The sequence below is a fragment of the Methylobacterium sp. D48H genome, assembly GCF_053345715.1.
In genome coordinates this window covers 26,689-43,672 of the sequence record NZ_JBKFAP010000005.1, presented here as the reverse complement: position 1 = coordinate 43,672, position 16,984 = coordinate 26,689, and the positions used below count along the sequence as shown (strand labels likewise).

18 protein-coding genes are annotated in these 16,984 nt (G+C 71.3%); 16 read left to right on the top strand and 2 right to left on the bottom strand.

The window, feature by feature from the left end:
• Positions 1-23 precede the first annotated feature (23 nt).
• From ACLBX8_RS11865 to ACLBX8_RS11815, 11 genes are all read left to right on the top strand, one after another.
• Complete coding sequence (locus tag ACLBX8_RS11865; RefSeq protein ID WP_447715169.1) at positions 24-1,082, top strand: hypothetical protein; 1,059 nt, start codon at positions 24-26, stop codon at positions 1,080-1,082.
• A 366-nt stretch (positions 1,083-1,448) separates the two neighbouring features.
• On the top strand, positions 1,449-2,552 hold the full coding sequence (locus tag ACLBX8_RS11860; RefSeq protein WP_447715168.1) for a N4-gp56 family major capsid protein: 1,104 nt from the start codon (positions 1,449-1,451) through the stop codon (positions 2,550-2,552).
• Positions 2,553-2,663: 111 nt separating this feature from the next.
• Complete coding sequence (locus ACLBX8_RS11855; protein ID WP_447715167.1) at positions 2,664-3,065, top strand: hypothetical protein; 402 nt, start codon at positions 2,664-2,666, stop codon at positions 3,063-3,065.
• Between the two features lie 93 nt (positions 3,066-3,158).
• Positions 3,159-3,797: a phage adaptor protein gene (locus ACLBX8_RS11850; RefSeq protein ID WP_447715166.1), complete on the top strand. Its 639-nt coding sequence runs from the start codon at positions 3,159-3,161 to the stop codon at positions 3,795-3,797.
• A 7-nt stretch (positions 3,798-3,804) separates the two neighbouring features.
• Positions 3,805-4,458, top strand: a complete 654-nt coding sequence (locus tag ACLBX8_RS11845; protein WP_447715165.1) for a phage adaptor protein — start codon at positions 3,805-3,807, stop codon at positions 4,456-4,458.
• A 1-nt stretch (position 4,459) separates the two neighbouring features.
• Positions 4,460-5,956: a hypothetical protein gene (locus tag ACLBX8_RS11840; protein WP_447715164.1), complete on the top strand. Its 1,497-nt coding sequence runs from the start codon at positions 4,460-4,462 to the stop codon at positions 5,954-5,956.
• Positions 5,953-6,258: a hypothetical protein gene (locus ACLBX8_RS11835; RefSeq protein WP_447715163.1), complete on the top strand. Its 306-nt coding sequence runs from the start codon at positions 5,953-5,955 to the stop codon at positions 6,256-6,258. Before ACLBX8_RS11840 ends, ACLBX8_RS11835 begins: the two co-directional genes overlap by 4 nt.
• Positions 6,258-6,680: a hypothetical protein gene (locus ACLBX8_RS11830; RefSeq protein WP_447715162.1), complete on the top strand. Its 423-nt coding sequence runs from the start codon at positions 6,258-6,260 to the stop codon at positions 6,678-6,680. Before ACLBX8_RS11835 ends, ACLBX8_RS11830 begins: the two co-directional genes overlap by 1 nt.
• Position 6,681: 1 nt before the next feature.
• Entirely contained in the window at positions 6,682-7,968 is a 1,287-nt protein-coding gene (locus ACLBX8_RS11825; RefSeq protein WP_447715161.1) for a hypothetical protein, read from the top strand.
• A 9-nt stretch (positions 7,969-7,977) separates the two neighbouring features.
• Positions 7,978-9,723, top strand: coding sequence for a hypothetical protein (locus ACLBX8_RS11820; protein ID WP_447715160.1), 1,746 nt, complete (start codon positions 7,978-7,980; stop codon positions 9,721-9,723).
• A gap of 3 nt (positions 9,724-9,726) precedes the next feature.
• Positions 9,727-11,760, top strand: a complete 2,034-nt coding sequence (locus tag ACLBX8_RS11815; RefSeq protein WP_447715159.1) for a hypothetical protein — start codon at positions 9,727-9,729, stop codon at positions 11,758-11,760.
• On the opposite strand, the gene ACLBX8_RS11810 is transcribed toward ACLBX8_RS11815, so the two are convergent.
• Both ACLBX8_RS11810 and ACLBX8_RS11805 read right to left on the bottom strand, forming a co-directional pair.
• Entirely contained in the window at positions 11,724-11,966 is a 243-nt protein-coding gene (locus ACLBX8_RS11810) for a hypothetical protein (protein ID WP_447715158.1), read from the bottom strand. The two genes, ACLBX8_RS11815 and ACLBX8_RS11810, sit on opposite strands and share 37 nt — an antisense overlap.
• A 166-nt stretch (positions 11,967-12,132) precedes the next feature.
• Positions 12,133-12,702, bottom strand: coding sequence for a hypothetical protein (locus ACLBX8_RS11805; RefSeq protein WP_447715157.1), 570 nt, complete (start codon positions 12,700-12,702; stop codon positions 12,133-12,135).
• 237 nt (positions 12,703-12,939) lie between these two features.
• Between ACLBX8_RS11805 and ACLBX8_RS11800 the strand changes: the two genes are divergently transcribed.
• From ACLBX8_RS11800 to ACLBX8_RS11780, 5 genes are read left to right on the top strand one after another with little or no spacing between them, the layout of a single operon-like run.
• Positions 12,940-13,671 (top strand): hypothetical protein, encoded by a 732-nt coding sequence (locus ACLBX8_RS11800; RefSeq protein WP_447715156.1) that lies wholly within the window; start codon positions 12,940-12,942, stop codon positions 13,669-13,671.
• 15 nt (positions 13,672-13,686) lie between these two features.
• Positions 13,687-14,931, top strand: a complete 1,245-nt coding sequence (locus ACLBX8_RS11795) for a phage tail protein (RefSeq protein WP_447715155.1) — start codon at positions 13,687-13,689, stop codon at positions 14,929-14,931.
• Positions 14,932-14,938: 7 nt separating this feature from the next.
• Positions 14,939-15,505, top strand: a complete 567-nt coding sequence (locus ACLBX8_RS11790) for a hypothetical protein (protein WP_447715154.1) — start codon at positions 14,939-14,941, stop codon at positions 15,503-15,505.
• The gene (locus ACLBX8_RS11785; RefSeq protein ID WP_447715153.1) at positions 15,502-15,975 is read left to right on the top strand and encodes a hypothetical protein; all 474 of its coding nucleotides are present in this window, start codon (positions 15,502-15,504) and stop codon (positions 15,973-15,975) included. Before ACLBX8_RS11790 ends, ACLBX8_RS11785 begins: the two co-directional genes overlap by 4 nt.
• A gap of 2 nt (positions 15,976-15,977) precedes the next feature.
• Positions 15,978-16,982 carry a hypothetical protein gene (locus tag ACLBX8_RS11780; protein ID WP_447715152.1) on the top strand — a complete coding sequence of 335 codons (1,005 nt, stop codon included), beginning with the start codon at positions 15,978-15,980 and terminating at the stop codon, positions 16,980-16,982.
• Positions 16,983-16,984 lie beyond the last annotated feature (2 nt).

Below are 16,984 nucleotides of genomic sequence, written 5' to 3'. Positions count from 1 at the left end.
CACGTCACGAGGACCTGGACCACATGATCGACAGCGATTTCTCCGCCCCCATCGACTCCGACGACGCCTTCTCGCCCGAGGAGCAGGCGCAGTGGGATGCCATGCGCAGCGGCGCGACCGATCTGGAGCCGCTGGCTGGCTCGACGGCTGCCCCCGCCCCTGCCGCCGCTCCCGAGGGTGGTGCTGCCCCGGCCCCGGCCGGTGAGGCTGCCGCTCCCGGCGAGGTCGTGGATCCGGATGCCGAGGACGCCGACGACCCCGAGAAGAACCGCGGTCGGTTCGTGCGGCACGGTGCGTTCCATAAGGAGCGCGAGGCCCGCAAGACGGCCCAGCGCCAGCTCAGCGAGCTGCAGGAGAAGTTCGCCCGCGGCGACGAGCGCCTCCGCATCCTGTCTGAGGCGATGCAGCGGCCCGCCGCCCCGGCCCAGCCGGCCGCCGCCGCCGCGGCCGCCGCCGAGCCCGCGAAGGTCCCGGATCCGAACGAGGACATCTTCGGGTACGCGAAGTACCTGGAGGAGCAGATCCAGGCGATCCGCACCGGCCAGACCCAGCTCACCGAGACCCAGAAGAAGGCCGAGGAGGATCGCCGGGCCGCGGACGAGCGGAACGACGTGATCGGCTTCTACCGCGAGGACCTCCAGCGCGCCGTCGCCGCCGACGCCACGGTCTCGGACGCCTACCAGCACCTGTTCTCGGGCCGCGTGGCCGAGCTGCAGCTCGTCGGCATGTCGGAGGCCGAGGCGGTTCAGACCGTGCGGGAGGAGGAGTTCAACCTCGCCCAGACGGCCCGCCAGCGTGGCCAGTCGCCGGCCGCCCTGATCGCCGCCCTGGCCAAGAGCCGCGGGTTCGCCCCCAAGGCACCGGAGGCTGCGCCTGCCGCTGCCGCGCCGGCCGAGACCGCCGCCGAGAAGGCTGCCCGCGTCGATGCTGGCCAGAAGGGGCCTGGCATGTCGTTGTCGGCCACCGGCGGATCGCCCGCGGGTGAGGTCACGGCCGAGATGCTGGCCAACATGTCCGACGACGAGTTCTCCGCCTTCCAGAAGGCCAACGGGCGGAAGCTCCGCCAGCTCATGGGCGCCTGATCGAACTGCGGCGCGCGGGACGGCTCGCGCGCCGCACCTTTACTGTTGACCCGACGGGCGAACCCGCTCAAAGGACTATCCGTCGCGAGACGTGCGGGCGTTGCCCCGTCTCAGCGCTTCCCCGAGTTCCGATCGGTCCCGAGCCGCACCCTACCGCCAGGTGGGGCGCTCGCACGTGGCCTGTCGTCCGCCTGATCGCACGTCACGCGATCCGCACGGCCGCGTCACAGCCTCCGTCCGCGCCACGTCACGGCGCCCGTCCGACCACCGTCCCCAACGGTCACCCGGGGCCCGGCTTTCGTCTGCCCGCGACGTGACGCGCGGCACGAACCTTCCCGCATCCCCCCGATTTCAAGGATCCCCGTCATGGGTGTGACCGCTTATGCGCTGAACGACGCGCTGGCGGCGAAGCTCTGGTCGAAGAGCCTCTCCGTCGAAGCCACCAAGGCCCTCGATATCGCCCCGCTGTTCGGCGAGTCGGCCAAGTCCGTCATCCAGATCAAGACCGAGACCCAGAAGGGCGTCGGCGACAAGGTCACGTTCGGCCTGCGCATGCAGCTCGCCGGCAACGGCTTCACCTCGTCCGACCGCGCCGAGGGCAATGGCGAGCAGCTCTCGACCATGTCCGACGCGATCACCATCGACGAGCTCGGCAACGTCGTGGGCATCCGCTCGAAGTTCACGATCGACCAGCAGCGCGTGCCGTTCAACCTGCGCGACGAGGCCAAGGACGGCCTGTCCGACTGGTTCCAGCTCCGCACCTCGGTGTCGTTCTTCAACCACGCCTGCGGCTTCACCCCCGCGAACGTGGTGCAGGTCGACGGCTCCGGTGGCGTGAAGTTCACCGGCAACAACGTCGTGACCGCGGCCACCCGGGTGATCCGGCCGAACGGCAAGGCCAACGACGGCGCCCTCGCTGCCGGCGACGGCCTGACCCTCGCGCAGATCGACGCCGCGGTGGAGATCGCCAAGACCGGCGGTGCCGCCGGCGCGCCGAAGATGCGCCCGGTCAAGATCGACGGCATGGGCGAGATGTGGGTGATGTACATCCACCCGACCCAGGTGACCCAGCTCCGGATCAACGCCGGCGCGGGCCAGTGGCTCGACATCCAGAAGGCCGCGATGCAGGGCGGCGAGATCACCAAGAACCCGATCTTCGACGGGTCGCTCGGTGTCTACAACAACGTCATCCTGCGCGAGTCCCAGCAGGTCACCCTCGGCGTCGCGCCCGACGGCAAGACCATCCTGCCGAACGTGCGCCGCGCGGTCCTGCTCGGCGCCCAGGCCGTCACGGCGGCCTTCGGCAAGGGCGGCGGCCCCGAGAAGTTCCGCTGGAACGAGGAGCTGTACGACCACAAGCGCGAGCTCGAGGTCTCGGCCTGGGCGATCTGGGGCATCAAGAAGACGACCTACAACGGCGTCGACTTCGCCGTGATCGTCATCCCGACCTACGCCGTCAACGCCGGCTGATTGGCCTCCCTCCCCGCATGAACCCCGCCCGCGGCCCTGACCGGCTGCGGGCTCCTCTGCCCATGCGCGTGAGCCGTCCGGCTGCGCGTCCATCTTCGAGAGGGGCCTGACATGGCCACCAACACCAGCCCGACCAAGCCGGCGGTGCGCTCGCTCCTGCACGGGCAGGTCGGCGAGCTCCGCACCACCGTCACGTTCAACGACGTCAGCCGCCCGATGACGGCCGCCTTCCCGGCCGGCGCCCAGATCCTGTCCACGCTCATCGTCGTGACGCAGGCCTTCAACGGCGGCACCAACGCCCTCACCGTCGGCTCCGCGCCGGGCGGCAACGACCTCGTGGCGGCGGGCGACTCCGCCGTCGGTGCGGCCGGCGTGAAGCGTCCGGACACCGCCACCGCCCTCGGACGCCTCGCCGCCGATACGGTGCCGTACATCGGCTACGCCCAGACCGGCGCCGCGGCAACGCAGGGCTCGGCCGAGGTCGTGTTCACCTACGCCGCGCCGCGCGCCTGATGCGCGGCTCCATGCTGCTGCACCTCGCTGCGGCGGCCCTGGCGGCGGAGGCCGAGCCCCCGCCGTCCCCCTCGAAGACGGAGACGGTGCCCGATGCCGACACAGGACGGGCGGCCGACGCTCGCCGATCTGTACGCGGAGATCGCGGACGACATCGAACGCGCGGACCTCGGCCCGCAGATCGCGACGGCCGTTGACCGGGCGATCCGGTTCTTCCAGCCGGACCGCTTCTTCTTCAACGAAGGGTACGTGACGTTTCAGACCGTCCCGGGGTCCGACGTCTACGCATCCGGCGACGCCACCGGCATCCCTGACCTGATGGCGATCGACAGCGTCGTCATGCTCGACGGGTCGACCCCGACCTTCCTGCGGCGCATCGACGAGGCTTGGATCGAGGCGGCAGACCAGCCTGAGAGCCAGTCCCAGCCGTGCGCCTACTCGTATTTCGAGCGCTCGCTGCGGCTGTGGCCGATGCCGTCGGATGCCTGGACGATCCGGCTCATGGCGCATGTTCGGCTGCCGGCGCCGGGCCCCGACGAGGCGAACGCCTGGACCGATGAGGCCTCCAGCCTGATCGCGGCCTGGGCCAAGCGGCACCTCGCCCGCAACAGCCTGCGCAATCCCGTGATGGCGCGGGACCAGAGCGAGATCATCGCCGAAGAGCTGAGCGCGCTCCAGGGTCGCTCGAACGTCATCGCCTCCACCGGCCAGGTGCAGGCCTACGATCTCTGAGGCGCCCGTGGCCGCACCGATCACCGATCTGGCGAGCCTCCAGGCCGCCGTCCTGGACTACATCGCCCGCCCCGATCTGGCGGACGCGGTTCCGGGCTTCATCGCGCTGGCCGAGAGCCACTTCAACGCGATCCTGCGCGCGCGCGAGATGGAGGCGGAGGTGAGCGGGGGCAGCGCCGCGGCGCCGGTCGCCGTGATGGACCTGCCCGCCGACTTCATCGAGTGGCTGGCGGTGTCCTGGGCCGGCTCGGGCCGCACGGCGCGCCCGACCTTCGCCGAGGCCGACAGCCCCGAGGCGCGCTTCCGGCACCGTCCGGGCGGCGACCCGCAGTACTTCACGATCCGCGCCGGCAAGGTGCGCATGGTGCCGGAGAAGCCCGGCGTGGTGACGCTGGCCTATTACGCAGCGATCCCGCCGCTGACCTCCGACGCGCCGAAGAACTGGCTGCTGGCCAAGGCGCCGGACGCCTACCTCTACGCCGTCCTGGCAGAGGCCTACCTGTTCCAGAAGGATCCGGCCGCGGTCCAGGCGCACACCGGCCTGATGCTCCAGGTCCTGGCCGCGCTCGGGATCAAGGCCGACACGGCGAAGGTCGCCAAGCGCACCGGCCGCCCGGCCGAGATCCAGGCCTCGTCGCAGGCTGTGGCGCGGCCCGAGTAGCATGGACCCGATCAAGCTGGCGCCGTTCGCGCCCGACAGGGCCTCGGTCGACGCCTCGGTCTCGGCGGTGGCGACGAACGTGGTGCCGCGCTCCGACGGGTACGGTCCGGTCCTGGCCCCGGTGCCGCTGTCGCTCGCCCTGCCGGCGGAGTGCCGCGGCGCGGTCGCGGTGTTCTCCCCGACCTACAACTTCCCGATCTACGTGGCCGGCACGTCCAAGGGCTTGTTCGTCTACCGAACCACGGATCAGGCGTGGCACGAGGTGACGAACCCGAACACGCCCTACAGCGTGCCGCCCGGGGACTACTGGTCCTTCGTCGTTTACGGCACCCTGCTGCTCGCCTGCTCGGCCGGCACCCCGGTGCAGAAGGCGACGATCGACGTCGTCCAGGCCGGCACGCAGCCGTTCACGGATCTTCTCGGCAGCCCGCCCCGGGCCCGGCACATGGGCGTCGTCGGCGACTTCCTCGTGCTCGCCGGCCTGCCGGACAAGCCGCAGTCGGTCCGGTGGTCGGACAGCGGCGACATCGAGCAGTGGGGCCTCGGACTGGACGGTCACGAGGCCGACGAGCAGCAGCTCCCCGACGGCGGCGCCGTGACCGGCTTCGCGGGCGGCGAGTATGGCGTGATCTTCCAGGAGCGGGCGATCCGGCGCATGACGCTGAGCCCGGATTCCGGCAACATCTTCGACTGCTCGGTGCTGGAGGAGAACCGCGGCGCGGTGGCGCCCTGGTGCATCGCCAAGGTCGGCCCGCGCATCTTCTTCCTCGACCGCGACGGCTTCTATGCCCTGGTGATCGGTGGCGGTCCGTCCACGCCGATCGGCGCGGAGCGGGTGAACCGGTTCTTCCAAGGCCGCGTCGACCCGGAGCGGGTCGGAATGACGGTGGCGTTCCGTGACCCGACTGGCGAGCGGATCCTGTTCGCCTACCGGCTCGCCGGCACCGATGCGTCCGACCCTTCCCTGCTGGGCGAGGCCCTGCTGTACGACTGGCTGCTCGACCGCTGGTCGTTCCTCAGCACCCCGATCCGCTTCGGCATGTCGGCGGCGACGCCGGACACGTCGATCGACAGCATCGAGGGTTCGATCGACGACCCGGCCCAGCCCTCGCTCGACGATCCGATCTACCAGGGCGGCGCGACGCTGCTCGCGGTGATGACGACCGACAACCGGCTCGCCGTGCTCGACGGGGCGCCGCTGGAGGCGGTCGTGCAGACCCCCGACGCGATGCTGGCGCGGCCGAACCGGGCCTTCCTGCGCGGCGCGCGCGTGGACACCGATGCTGACGACTGGCGCGTGGCGGTCGGCGTCCGCGAGAGCCTCGCCGCGTCCGCCGCGCCGCGCTGGCTGCCGGAGACCGAACCGACCGTGGAGCGGATCGCGCCGACCCGCGCCTCGGGCCGCTACCACCGGGCCCGGGTGCGGATCCCGGCCGGCACGACCTGGTCCTACGTCTCGGCGATCGAGCCGGACGCGACCGCGGAGGGCGCACGATGAACGTCCCCGGCCAGAACGAGAAGGACCTGTCGCTGTTCGCCCGGGCGATCGGCGAGCTGGCCCGCGGCGCTACCAACGCGATCTCGTCCAACACCTTCACGCTGGCCAACGGGGTCTCGCGTACCGTCGTGCCCTGCGAGAACTGCGGCCCGGGCGCCCTGCCGCGCTGGGTCCCGGTCACGGAATCCGCGTCGAAGGCGCAGCTCTGGCTCGTCTCGGCCGACCGCCGCAGCTTCACGGTTGGGCACGATCTGAACCCGGCCACGGACCGCACCTTCCGCTTCGAGATGCGCCGGGCCTGATGCACCTCCAGCCCCTGTCGATGCCGCTCGCGCCTGACCTCGCCGAGCGCGTCGAGGCATGCCTGGACGCCGCCTGCGCCCTGCCCCGCTGCGACCTGACCGTGGTCGGTCTTCTGGCCTCCTGCGCGGCGGGCGAGGCTCAGCTCGTCGGGATCTTCGAGGGTGACCGGTTCGTGGCGGCGGGCGTGACGCAGGTCCGCCAGCACCGCGGCGGCCGGCTGTCCTGCTGGGTCCTGTCCCTCGGCGGCCGCGCGGCCGGCCCGTGGGGCGCGGTGATCGCCGCCGTCGAGCGCGGCGCCGCCCGGCTGGGCTGCACCACCGTCGAGTTCGTCGGCCGCCGCGGCTGGGCCCGCGTGCTGCCGGATTACACCGCCGCGCCCTGCGAGCTCGGCCACCACTTCACGAAGCGCATCGGGGCCTGACATGGGCGGCGGCACCAAGACCCAGACCACGGTCCAGCAGCAGAACAACGACCCGTGGGCGCCGGCACAGCCCGCGCTCCAGGGCGTGCTCTCCGGCGCGACGGCGGCGTACAACTCGGGCGTCGGCTCGCAGGTCTACGGCGGCCAGCGCTATGCCGGGCTCGGGGACACCTCGCTCGCCGCGCTCGACACCATCGCTGGGAGCGCGAACGCGGGCCAGGGCGCGGCCAAGGCCGGCGACAGCTACCTGACCGGCCTGCTCCAGAACGGCGGTACGACCTCGGGCATCCAGTCCGCGCTCTCTGGTCTGGACAGCATCGGGAAGATCGACACGTCGCGGGTGTCGTCGCTCGCCGACCAGATGGCTGACCCGAACAACCTCGCCTACTCGACGGCGCGGGCGCTCACCCGGGGCGACTATAATCTCTCGACCGACGGCTACACCGGCCTGCTCAACGGGCTGTCGGGCCAGACGCAGACGGAGAAGTCGCTGCAGGATGCCGCCGACGGCAAGTTCCTGGGCGGGGCGAACCCGTACCTCGACGCGGTGATCGGGCGGAGCCAGGGCGAGGCGGCCTCGAAGATCGCTCAGTCCATGGGCGCCGCGGGCCGCAGCGGCTCGGGCCGGTATGCCGCGACCATCGCCGACAGCCTCGGCGGGATCGCGACGCAGGCGCGCTACACCGACTATGACAACGAGCGCACCCGACAGGCCCAGGCGGCCACGGCGATCGACAGCTCGCGCAATGCCCGCACCAGCCTCCAGCAGGGGCTCTACGGCAGCATCAACAACGCCGAGCAGGCCAACGCCGGCCTCGCCCTGTCCGGCGCCGGGCTCTACAACTCTACGAACACGACGGCGCTCGGCGGCGCGACCGCGCTGGCCGGCATTGACAATCAGAACATCCAGAACGGCATCCAGACCGCCGGCATGAAGCTGTCGGCCGCGCAGTCGGACCGGGCCGCGGCGCTCCAGGGTCTCGGCATGGTCGGGACGAACATCGACAACCTCCAGCGCCCAGGCCTGACCCTGGCCGGTGTCGGTGCCGCGCTCGACGCGGACCGTCAGCAGCAGCTCGACACCGCCCAGCAGGTCTTCGACGAGCAGCAGGCGTCGCCCTGGAAGCAACTCGGGCTCTACTCCGGTCTGGTCAGCCCGATCGCGGGCCTCGGCGGCTCCTCGAGCGGCACGTCGGTCCAGAAAATCCCGCAGCCGGGCGTGCTCCAGCAGCTCCTCGGGGGCGGGCTGGCCATCGCCGGAACCGCCTCGAAGTTCATGGGCAAGTAGGAGCGCGTCGTGTCCGCAGGTCTCACGCCGTTCGGCGCCCTCTCCCCGGCCGACATCGCCCGCCTGATGCAGCAGGCGCGGCCGCAGGTCGATGTCTCGGCCGACGACGTCCCGGCGGCGATCCCGCCCGGCTTCACCGGCTTCGTGCCCCCGACCGCCCCGACCATGCAGCCGCAGGTCGCCGCTGCCGCGCCGGCGGTCGAGCCCGAGGCGCCCGCGCGCGCGCCGCTGCGCATGTTCGGTGCGCTGCCCCCGCAGATGTCGGCGCCCGTCGCCGCGGAGCCGGAGCGGTCGCCGCTGCCGAGCCTCGTCGGTTCTCGCGCGCCCGCCCTGCCGGTCGGCGCGCCGGCCGCGCCGCGTGGTGATGATGAGGCGCCGGCCGCCGCCGCGCCCGCGCGCCCGCTGAGTTTTGGCAGTCTGCCCGCGCCCGCCGCTCCGGCGACGACCGGGTCGACGGCCGTCCCCGCCGCGGCTGCCCCGACGGCAGGCATGCCCGCCGCGGAGCCGTCGCTCCTCGACCGGATCGGCTCCGGCCTGCGGAACCTCAACGCGAACGGCGGCGGCGACCTGCTGACCTCGCTCGGGATCGGCCTCATGTCGACGCCCGGGTTCGGACGCGGCGCGGCGGCCGGTCTGAAGGCCTACCAGGACAACGAGGGGAAGCGGGCGGCCTCCGACCTCGCACGGGCCGAATTCGGCCTGAAGGTCCGGAAGGACACGCAGGAGCAGCGCCAGCTCGCCGGCAACGCGCAGTACGTCACGAGCAAGATCCCCGGCATCAGCCCCGACCAGGCGCTCACGCTGGGCGGCAACTCCACCTTCATGAACGAGCTGTTCAAGGGCGTCCTGCCGCCGGCAGAGCTGTACAAGCAGTACACCGACGACAAGGGGAACATCTGGAACCAGAACGCCCGGACCGGGCAGGCGACGGTCGCGCTGAAGGCGGACGACGACAAGACCGTGATCCCGGTCCCGGAGGCCGACCGGGTGGCGCTCGGCCTGCCCGCCGGCTCCTACCAGAAGGACGCCAACGGCAAGATCAGCCCCATCAACGCGACCGGCACCACGATCAACATGGGGGCCGAGAAGGCGCAGGATGCGACCGTGGGCAAGGCGTACGGCGACTATCAGGTCGACCTCGCCACGAAGGGCCGGAACGCCGGCAACACCCTCAACAGTCTCGCCCTCATGGAGCAGGCGGCCCGCAGCCCGAACTTCTACTCCGGCACGGGCGCCGAGACGGTGAAGCGGGCGAACCAGTTCCTCGTCGCCATGGGCGTGAAGGACGCGAACTACACCAAGCCCACCGAGGTGTTCGACGCCCTCTCCAACAAGGTCGTGCTCGACGGTCTCGGCGGCTCGCTCGGTCCCGGCATCTCGAACACCGACCGCGACTATATCGGCCGCACCGCGCCGACCCTGGCCCAGAGCCAGGCCGGCAACCTCGAACTCATCGCGATCGCCCGCTCGCTCGCGCAACGGCAGCAGGCGGTGTCGAAGCTGGCCAGGGACTATGCCGCGAACAACGGCGGCCGCCTGGATTCCGGCTTCGATCAGAAGCTTGAGGAGTATGCTGCGGCCAACCCACTGTTCCCGGCCGCGCAGGCATCCGCGACGCAACGGTCGGACGGCGCCACCGGAGCGAGCGGGCCTGGCGGTATCGCGGCGCCACGCTCCCAGGCGGATTTCGATGCTCTGCCGAAGGGGGCGATGTACGTCGACCCGTCGGATGGCCGCCGCTACCGGAAGAACTGACCCATGGCCGGACCCCGCTTCAGCGGCACGCTCGTCGAGGACGATGCGACGCCGGCCCCCGCCGGCCCGCGGTTCTCGGGCACCCTCGTTGAGGACGACGCCCCGGCGGAGGGTGGTCGCGCCCACGGCGCGCTCAACGCCTTCGCCCGCGGCGTCGTGAACGGCCTGCCCATCGTCGGCCCGTACGCGCTGGCCGGGATCGATCGCGCCGACGCGGCGGTGCGCGCCGTCCAGAACGACTCCCGCTACTCCGATGAGGTCGACGGGGCGAAGCGCTACGGCGCCGAGGTCGCGGCCGAGCACCCTGTTGCCGAGACGGCGGGCGAGATCGGCGGCGGTGTTGCCGGGACCGTGCCGCTCGTGCTCGCCGCGCCGGCCGCGTTCGGGGCGGGAGCTGGAGGGCTGATGGCGCGTTCGGCCGCCTCTGCCGTTTCAGGCGGCGCCCTAGGCACGGCGGATGCCGCGGTTCGCAGCGGCGGTGACGCTAAAGAGACACTGAAGGGCGGTGTCGTGGGCGCGACCCTCGGCGCCGTCGCACCCGGTCTCGGGCAGGCTGTTGGCGCGGGTGCCCGCAAGGTCGCCGAGGCGATCGGCATGCGCGCCGCGCCGTCTGCGGGCATGGGCGCCCCCGCCATGGAGAAGTTGGCCTCCGACGCCGCGAACGCGGGCGGGACCGGTGCGGTGCGGGTTCGCCTCGGCGAGCTTGGCCCCGAGGCGATGCTGCTGGATGCCTCCCCCTCGTTCGAGGGCCGGGCGCAGGGCCTCGCCGTGCTGCCGGACACCCGGGAGGCCATCGTCAACCCGCTGCGCCAGCGTGCGGCCGGCGCCAACGCCCGGCTCGCCGCCGACGTGGATACCCACCTGGGGCCGACCCTCGACCCGGCCGCCTTCCAGGCCGAGTGGCAGCGCGCCTACGGCGAGGCCGTGCCGCCGCTCTACCGCGATGCGCTCAGCCAGCCCGTGCAGGTCGACACCTCCGGCGTGCTGGAGACGATCGGGCGGCTCGGCGCGCACGAGAAGGGCGGCGCCGAGCTAGCGCTGCGCCGCGCATGGGGACTGCTCCATGCCGAGCAGGACGTGCCGGGCATCGGTCGCGCCATCGTCCCTGACCGCAACCCCGAGGCGCTCCACAACGCCAAGGAAGCGCTCGACGCGATGATCGCGCACGTCCAGGCGCAGCAGGGCTCGGCCGCCGCGAGCGAGCTGCGGGCCCTGTCGGCCGTGCGCTCCGGCGTAAACGACGCCCTCGAAGCGCAGGTCCCGGGCTATGCCGAGGCGAACCGGACGGCGCAGCACTTCTTCCAGCAGCGCGACGCCTTCGACGGCGGCCAGCGCCTGCTCAACGGCGGCCGCGAGGCAGCCCGGCCGGCCCAGGTCGCCGCCGATACCGCGGCCATGACGCCGGAGGTGCAGCAGGCGCAGCGTCTCGGCCTTCGCACCGAGGTCGACCGCCTCGTCGGTACGCAGCTCAACGACCGGCTGGCGCTCCGCAAAGCGCTGATGGGTGAGGGGGACTACAACCGGGCCCGGATGGGGACCGTATTCGGCGAGGAGCCGACCGCGGGCGTCGCCGGGGCCGTGGACCGCGAGGCGGCGTTCGACGCGGCGAACCGCCGGATCGTCGATAACAGCATGACGGCGCAGCGGGTCGCCGCCGCGGCCGACCTCGCGCCCCGCGACGTGCGCCCGTCAGCATCCGATGCCGTGCCGGCTGTCGCCGCCGCGGTTGGCGGCGTCCAGGCGGGACTCGCCGCGCAAGCTGCGAAGCTCGGGATCAAGGGTGCGCAGGCCGGGTTTAACGCCGCTGGCCGGGCGCGCGACATCGCCCGCAACAAGGAACTGGCCGAGGCGCTGACCCGGCGCCAGGGCGAGCAGCTCGATGCCCTGTTGGAGGCGATCGGGGCCCGGCAGGCAGCGGAGCGGATGGCGAGCGGCGTCAGGCGCGCGGCGCAGATCGGGACGACGGCCGCCACGGTCTCGCAGGCCGACCGGGCGAAGGCCTACGTGCCGTTCGGGTTCCTGCCTGCCGTACGGTGACCCCGCCACGCGTAGAGGCCGCAACCAGCCATCAGCGCCAGGAAGACCGCCCAGGATGCGAGGCCGCCGAAGCGGTCCCACGCCCAGTCCACGATCCCCGGCACGGTCGCGTTCACGATCCACGACACCACCGCCATGGCGATAGCGAACAGGACGAGCGTGAGGAGCACTTCGGGCCAGCGGGGCATGGCGGGACGGTAGCACACGTACGGCAATCGCCGTACATGGCCCGCTGTGATAGGATGCATCAATCGGCGCACGAGGATGCATAGCGCAGCACGATGACAAGGCAGGATTTCATTGCCAGGGCGGCGCCTGAGATCGAGGCATGGTTCCTCTCGCGCTACGCCGGCTGGATCGAGAGTACGAAGTTCAGCTTCGATCCTTCTGACGCCCGCGAGTTGGCTTCGGATCTGTGGGACTCGGCCTGGTCGGGTACTGTCGCCAGCCTTTCCCCCACAGTGTCAGATCGTACTCTGCGTGAGGGACGGCTAGCAGTTCGCCCGCAAGCTCCTGCATGCGAGTGAGGCGCTGCTCCACGTACGCGAGGTTAAGAGGCGTAGCAGAAGAGCGGTCGCCCCGATGGTCTGATTGGTGCTGGATCAAGAAGTATTGTTGCGATCCCGGCGCTTGATCGATGATCCGCCCGTGAAGCAATTGATTGCGATCGCCGAGTAGTGATTGCGCTTCGTTGATATGGCCCCGTAAACGCGCTCTCCACTCGTCTGTGATGGCGACTTCTGGAAGGCTCAGCAGACCAGCCAGGATGGTGAGATTGCGACTCACCGAGTTTGAAGAGAACACAACGGCGCCCATCGGATCCGTCATAGGCAGGATCCTGATGAGCGCGGCTTCGACAGAAGCCTCTAGGAAGCTCGCCGCTTGGCTGACGCGGCCCAGAAGGCGAGCCAGTTCCGGATCGGCGTCTGCCGCGGTGCTCATCCTCATCTCGGCGTCACCATGACCTTGCGGTCGTGTAGGAGCTCAGTCATGCTTCCCCATCTTTCGGTAGCTTCGCACCTCCGAGGATGACCGGGCCGGGCCGCTTGAGCAAGCGCCCGGCCCACCCCTTGACCCGACGGGCGAACCGCGGGAAATAGCCACTGTCGCGAGCGCCATGCGCCCGACCCTGCAAGGCCCGCCATCGCGCGGGCCTTTTGCGTTTCAGGACCTCCCGACATGCCGACTGCCGCAGACCGCGACGCGCTGATCGCCAGCGCGCAGCGCATCGGCGCGGACCCGCTCGACCTTGCGACCGTGATGTCGTTCGAGAGCGGGTTCAGCCCTTCGATCCGGGGCGGCTCGGGTAACCGGCACATCGGCCTGATCCAGTTCGGACCGACCGAGCAGCAGCAGTACGGCGCGAGCCAGGACCAGAGCTTTGCCGACCAGCTTCCCGCCGTGGAGCGGTACCTGACCGACCGCGGCTTCAAGCCCGGCATGGGGATGCTCGACCTCTACTCGACGGTGAATGCCGGCCGGCCCGGGCTCTACGATCGGAGCGACACGGCGAACGGCGGCACGCCGGGCACGGTCGCCGACAAGGTCAACAGCCAGATGGCCGGCCACCGTGCGAAGGCTGCGGCCTTCCTCGGCGGCGCCTTCTCGCCCGGCTCGGCCTCACCGCGCGGCGCCTTCGGCCTTTCCGGCCCGGTCGCGGCCGGTACCGAAGGGTCGGTGACCCCGGCCGGCGGCGCCGCGATGCAATCGCCCGAGGCGGACCGCACCCTCCAGGTCGCCTCGCTGCTCCGAACGCTCACCGCCGCCGATGCGCCGGCCGCTTCCCCCGTGGCGCAGGCTGCCGCGGCGCCCGCCCCGGCCGCGGCTCAGATGCAGCCGATGCGCCGGCAGAGCCCCGCCTTCGATGCGCAGCGCTTCTTCGCGCTGCTGCCCGGCGCCAAGACCCGCTAACTCGAGGACGGCTCTATGCCCGGCGCCATCAACTGGGACGTCGCGCCCTCGGGCAACGACGTCTCGGATCCCCCGATCATCTTCAACGAGGGGCAGCCGGCCAAGACCATCAACGACGCCATGCGCGCGCTGATGGCCTCCATGAAGCTCTGGATGCTCGACAACTCGGGCGTGAACCAGGCCTACGGGTCGGACGCCTACGTCGTGCTCACCCAGCAGGGCGTCTCGGCGAAGGCGGCCGCCGCGGCGCACACGCTCAAGTTCCGGACCACGACCACCAACCTCAACCCGTGTACCCTGGCGGTGGATAACAACGCGCCGAAGCCGTGGCTGCGGTGGGATGCGACGCAGTTCGGGCCCGGTGACATCGGCCAGAACGTCGTGTGGTCAGTGGTCTACGATCCGGACGCGAAGGTCTACCGGACCCTGTCGCCGACCACGGAGCAGGCCGGGGCGATCAAGGCGTTCGGCGGCCCCAACGTCCCTTCCGGCTGGGAGATCTGCGACGGACGTCCGGTCTCGCGCACGAGCTACGCCGCGCTGCTCGCCGCGATCAGCACGTTCTGGGGCAACGGCGACGGCTTCACGACCTTCAACCTGCCGGACCTGCGCGGGCGATCTCTGTTCGGCGCCAACCGCGGACTGAGCCTGCTCTCGGGGGCCGGCGGCCTCGTCGGATCGCTGGGCTATCTCGGGGGCTCCGAGGTCGTAGCGATGCTGGCGACGCAGATGCCGCGGCACATGCACACCTCGACCATGTCGCCCGCCGGCTTCTTCCAGCCGAACATCCAGTCCGCCGGTGCGCACAACCACGGCGGTACCAACATCGACGGCGCCCACGACCACACCGGCTCGACGAACCTGACCGGGAACCACGCCCACACCGGCACCACCGACATCAGCGGCGACCACGCCCACGTCGTCCAGTACGGCTACGGCCTCGTGAGCACGGCGACGCCGAACAACGCGCAAGTCGTCACCGGCATCAATCTGGGCTCGCAGGGCAACGGGCAGACCACACAGAGCGGCCCGCACTCGCACACCTTCACCACGATCGCGACCGGCAATCACGCGCACAGCTTCGCGACCGATCCCGGCGGCACGCACAGCCACGGCATCCAGCTCGACGGCAGCCACGTCCACACGATCGATCCGACGCCGAACCACGCCCACACGCTGGTGATTGATACGGCCGGCTCGGGCGACCCGCACCCGAACGTGCCGCCGGGCGCCGTGGTGACCTGGGCCATCAAGACCTGAGGACCCGATGAGCGCTTTCGACTGGTCCACCAACGCGGGGCTGAACGCCGTCGCGGACAAGGCCCTGCCCGTTCCCGACGGCGTGTCGGCGCGGGTGTACGCGAGCCTGGTGCGCGGCCTCATGGCGGGCGTGGCGCAGCTCATCGCCGACACGTCGGGCGCGCTGGTGTCAGTCGGCCTGTCCGACCTCTACGCGGTCAACACCTTCTCGGGGCTCAAGCCGAAGCCCGGCACCATGATCGCCTTCTGGGCGCATCGGACGAACGAGGCCGAGCCGTCGCTGATGGTCGACGGCTACGGGCCGGTCGCGTTCCTCGCGGCCGACGGCGGCGAGCTGGCTCCGGGCGCGGTCGTCCAAGGCCAGCTTCAGATGGTGGTCTGGGACGAGGCCGTGTCGCCGGAGAAGCCGGCATGGCGCAAGATCAACCCGGCCGCCACCGATCTCCAGGTTCTGAACGCTCAGACGGCCATGGAAGCGCTCGCCGCGTTGCTGCCGAAGGAAGCGCCCGATGGAGCCGGCAAGCTCTGGTACAACAACGGCATCTTCCAGGTCACGACCGGAGCGCAGTCGTGAGCGTCTTCGACTGGTCGACGCGGCCCGCCGCCAACGCGATCTCGGATGCCGGCGTGCCGGCGCTCGACGGCGCCTCTGCCCGTGAGCTGCCGAGCCTCATCCGCGATGTCATGGCGGCCTTCGCCGGATACGTCGCGGACCAGGGCGGCGCAGTTCGGACCGGGGGCATCTTCAATGCCTACGTGGCGCGCACCTCCTCCGGTGTCCGGGCGATCCGACCCGGGATCGCCATCCTCGTCCAGGTCGATCGCGACAACACCGACGATCCGACGCTGAACGTGGACGGGACCGGCGCACGGCCCTGGCTGGATCTCGATGGCACCGCACCGCCTGCCGGCGCCGTGCGAGCCGGCGCCTTCTACCTCGCCATCGCGTCCGGCCCGGGCTGGGTCAGCGACTTCGGCGGCCTCGCGCGGGCCGATGCCGAGGATGCGGCGATCACCGCGGCCCTGATCTTCGGCGGCATCTGACCATGAAGCAGATCGACCTCACCGGCGTGGTGCTGAACCCCGCCGCGGGCACGCTCGACTTCTCGGGCGTGAACATCGACCCGCGCACCGTGCTGGCGGTCCTCCACGAGCCGACGAACCAGTTCATCTACGCGGTCGGTCGCCGCGGGCTCGGCCGGAAGTCGATCAACGGCCAGGTCCTGACCCTGGCCTTCAACACCAAGTTCCTGTCGGCCGGACCGATCACCGGGTTCCGTGACGACGGCGCCGACGTCGCGACCGACGTGCGCCTGGAGGCCTGCCGCGCGCTGCTCGCCACCGGGAACGTGACGCTCTCGAACGTAGCCACCGGCATCGGCACGCCGGCCGACGTCGCCCCGGGATCGGATGCCGGCGCCGGTTCGCTGATCGCCAAGGTGACCCGGTTGCTGCTCACCCAGAGCGGGATCGCTGCGGTGCTCGCCGCGATCCGTGACCGACTGCCGGCCGCCCTGGTCGGCGGTCGCCTCTCGGTGGATGGGTCCGGGGTGACGCAGCCGATCTCGGTCGCCGCACTGCCGCTGCCGGCCGGCGCCGCCACGGCGGCCAAGCAAGATGCGGCCGCGACGACGCTCGCCAGCATCCTGGCGGCATTCGCGCCGCTCGCTGCGGACGCGAGCGTCCAGGCCGGCACCGCCAAGGCGGAGGCGATCCGGGCGCTCCTGGCGGGCACGCTGAAGGTCTCCACCCCGACCCCGGCCAGCGTCGTCACCGGCCAGGTGAAGGTCGCGGCGACCGGGACCGCCGTCCCCCTGCCGAACGTCGCTCTCGCCAACGGCATCGTGGTCAAGGCCAAAACCTCGAACGCGCCGCAGACAGCCGCTGCGCCGGGTGTGGTTGGGCCGGTCGGCGTCTCCACCGTGATCGACGGGACCGGTACCGGGTACCCGCTGGCCCCGGGCGAGGCCGCCTCCTTCGCGTGTGCCAACGCGAACCTCGTCTACGTCAACGGCACCGTCGGCGACGTCTTCTTCTTCGAGGGCAACTGACC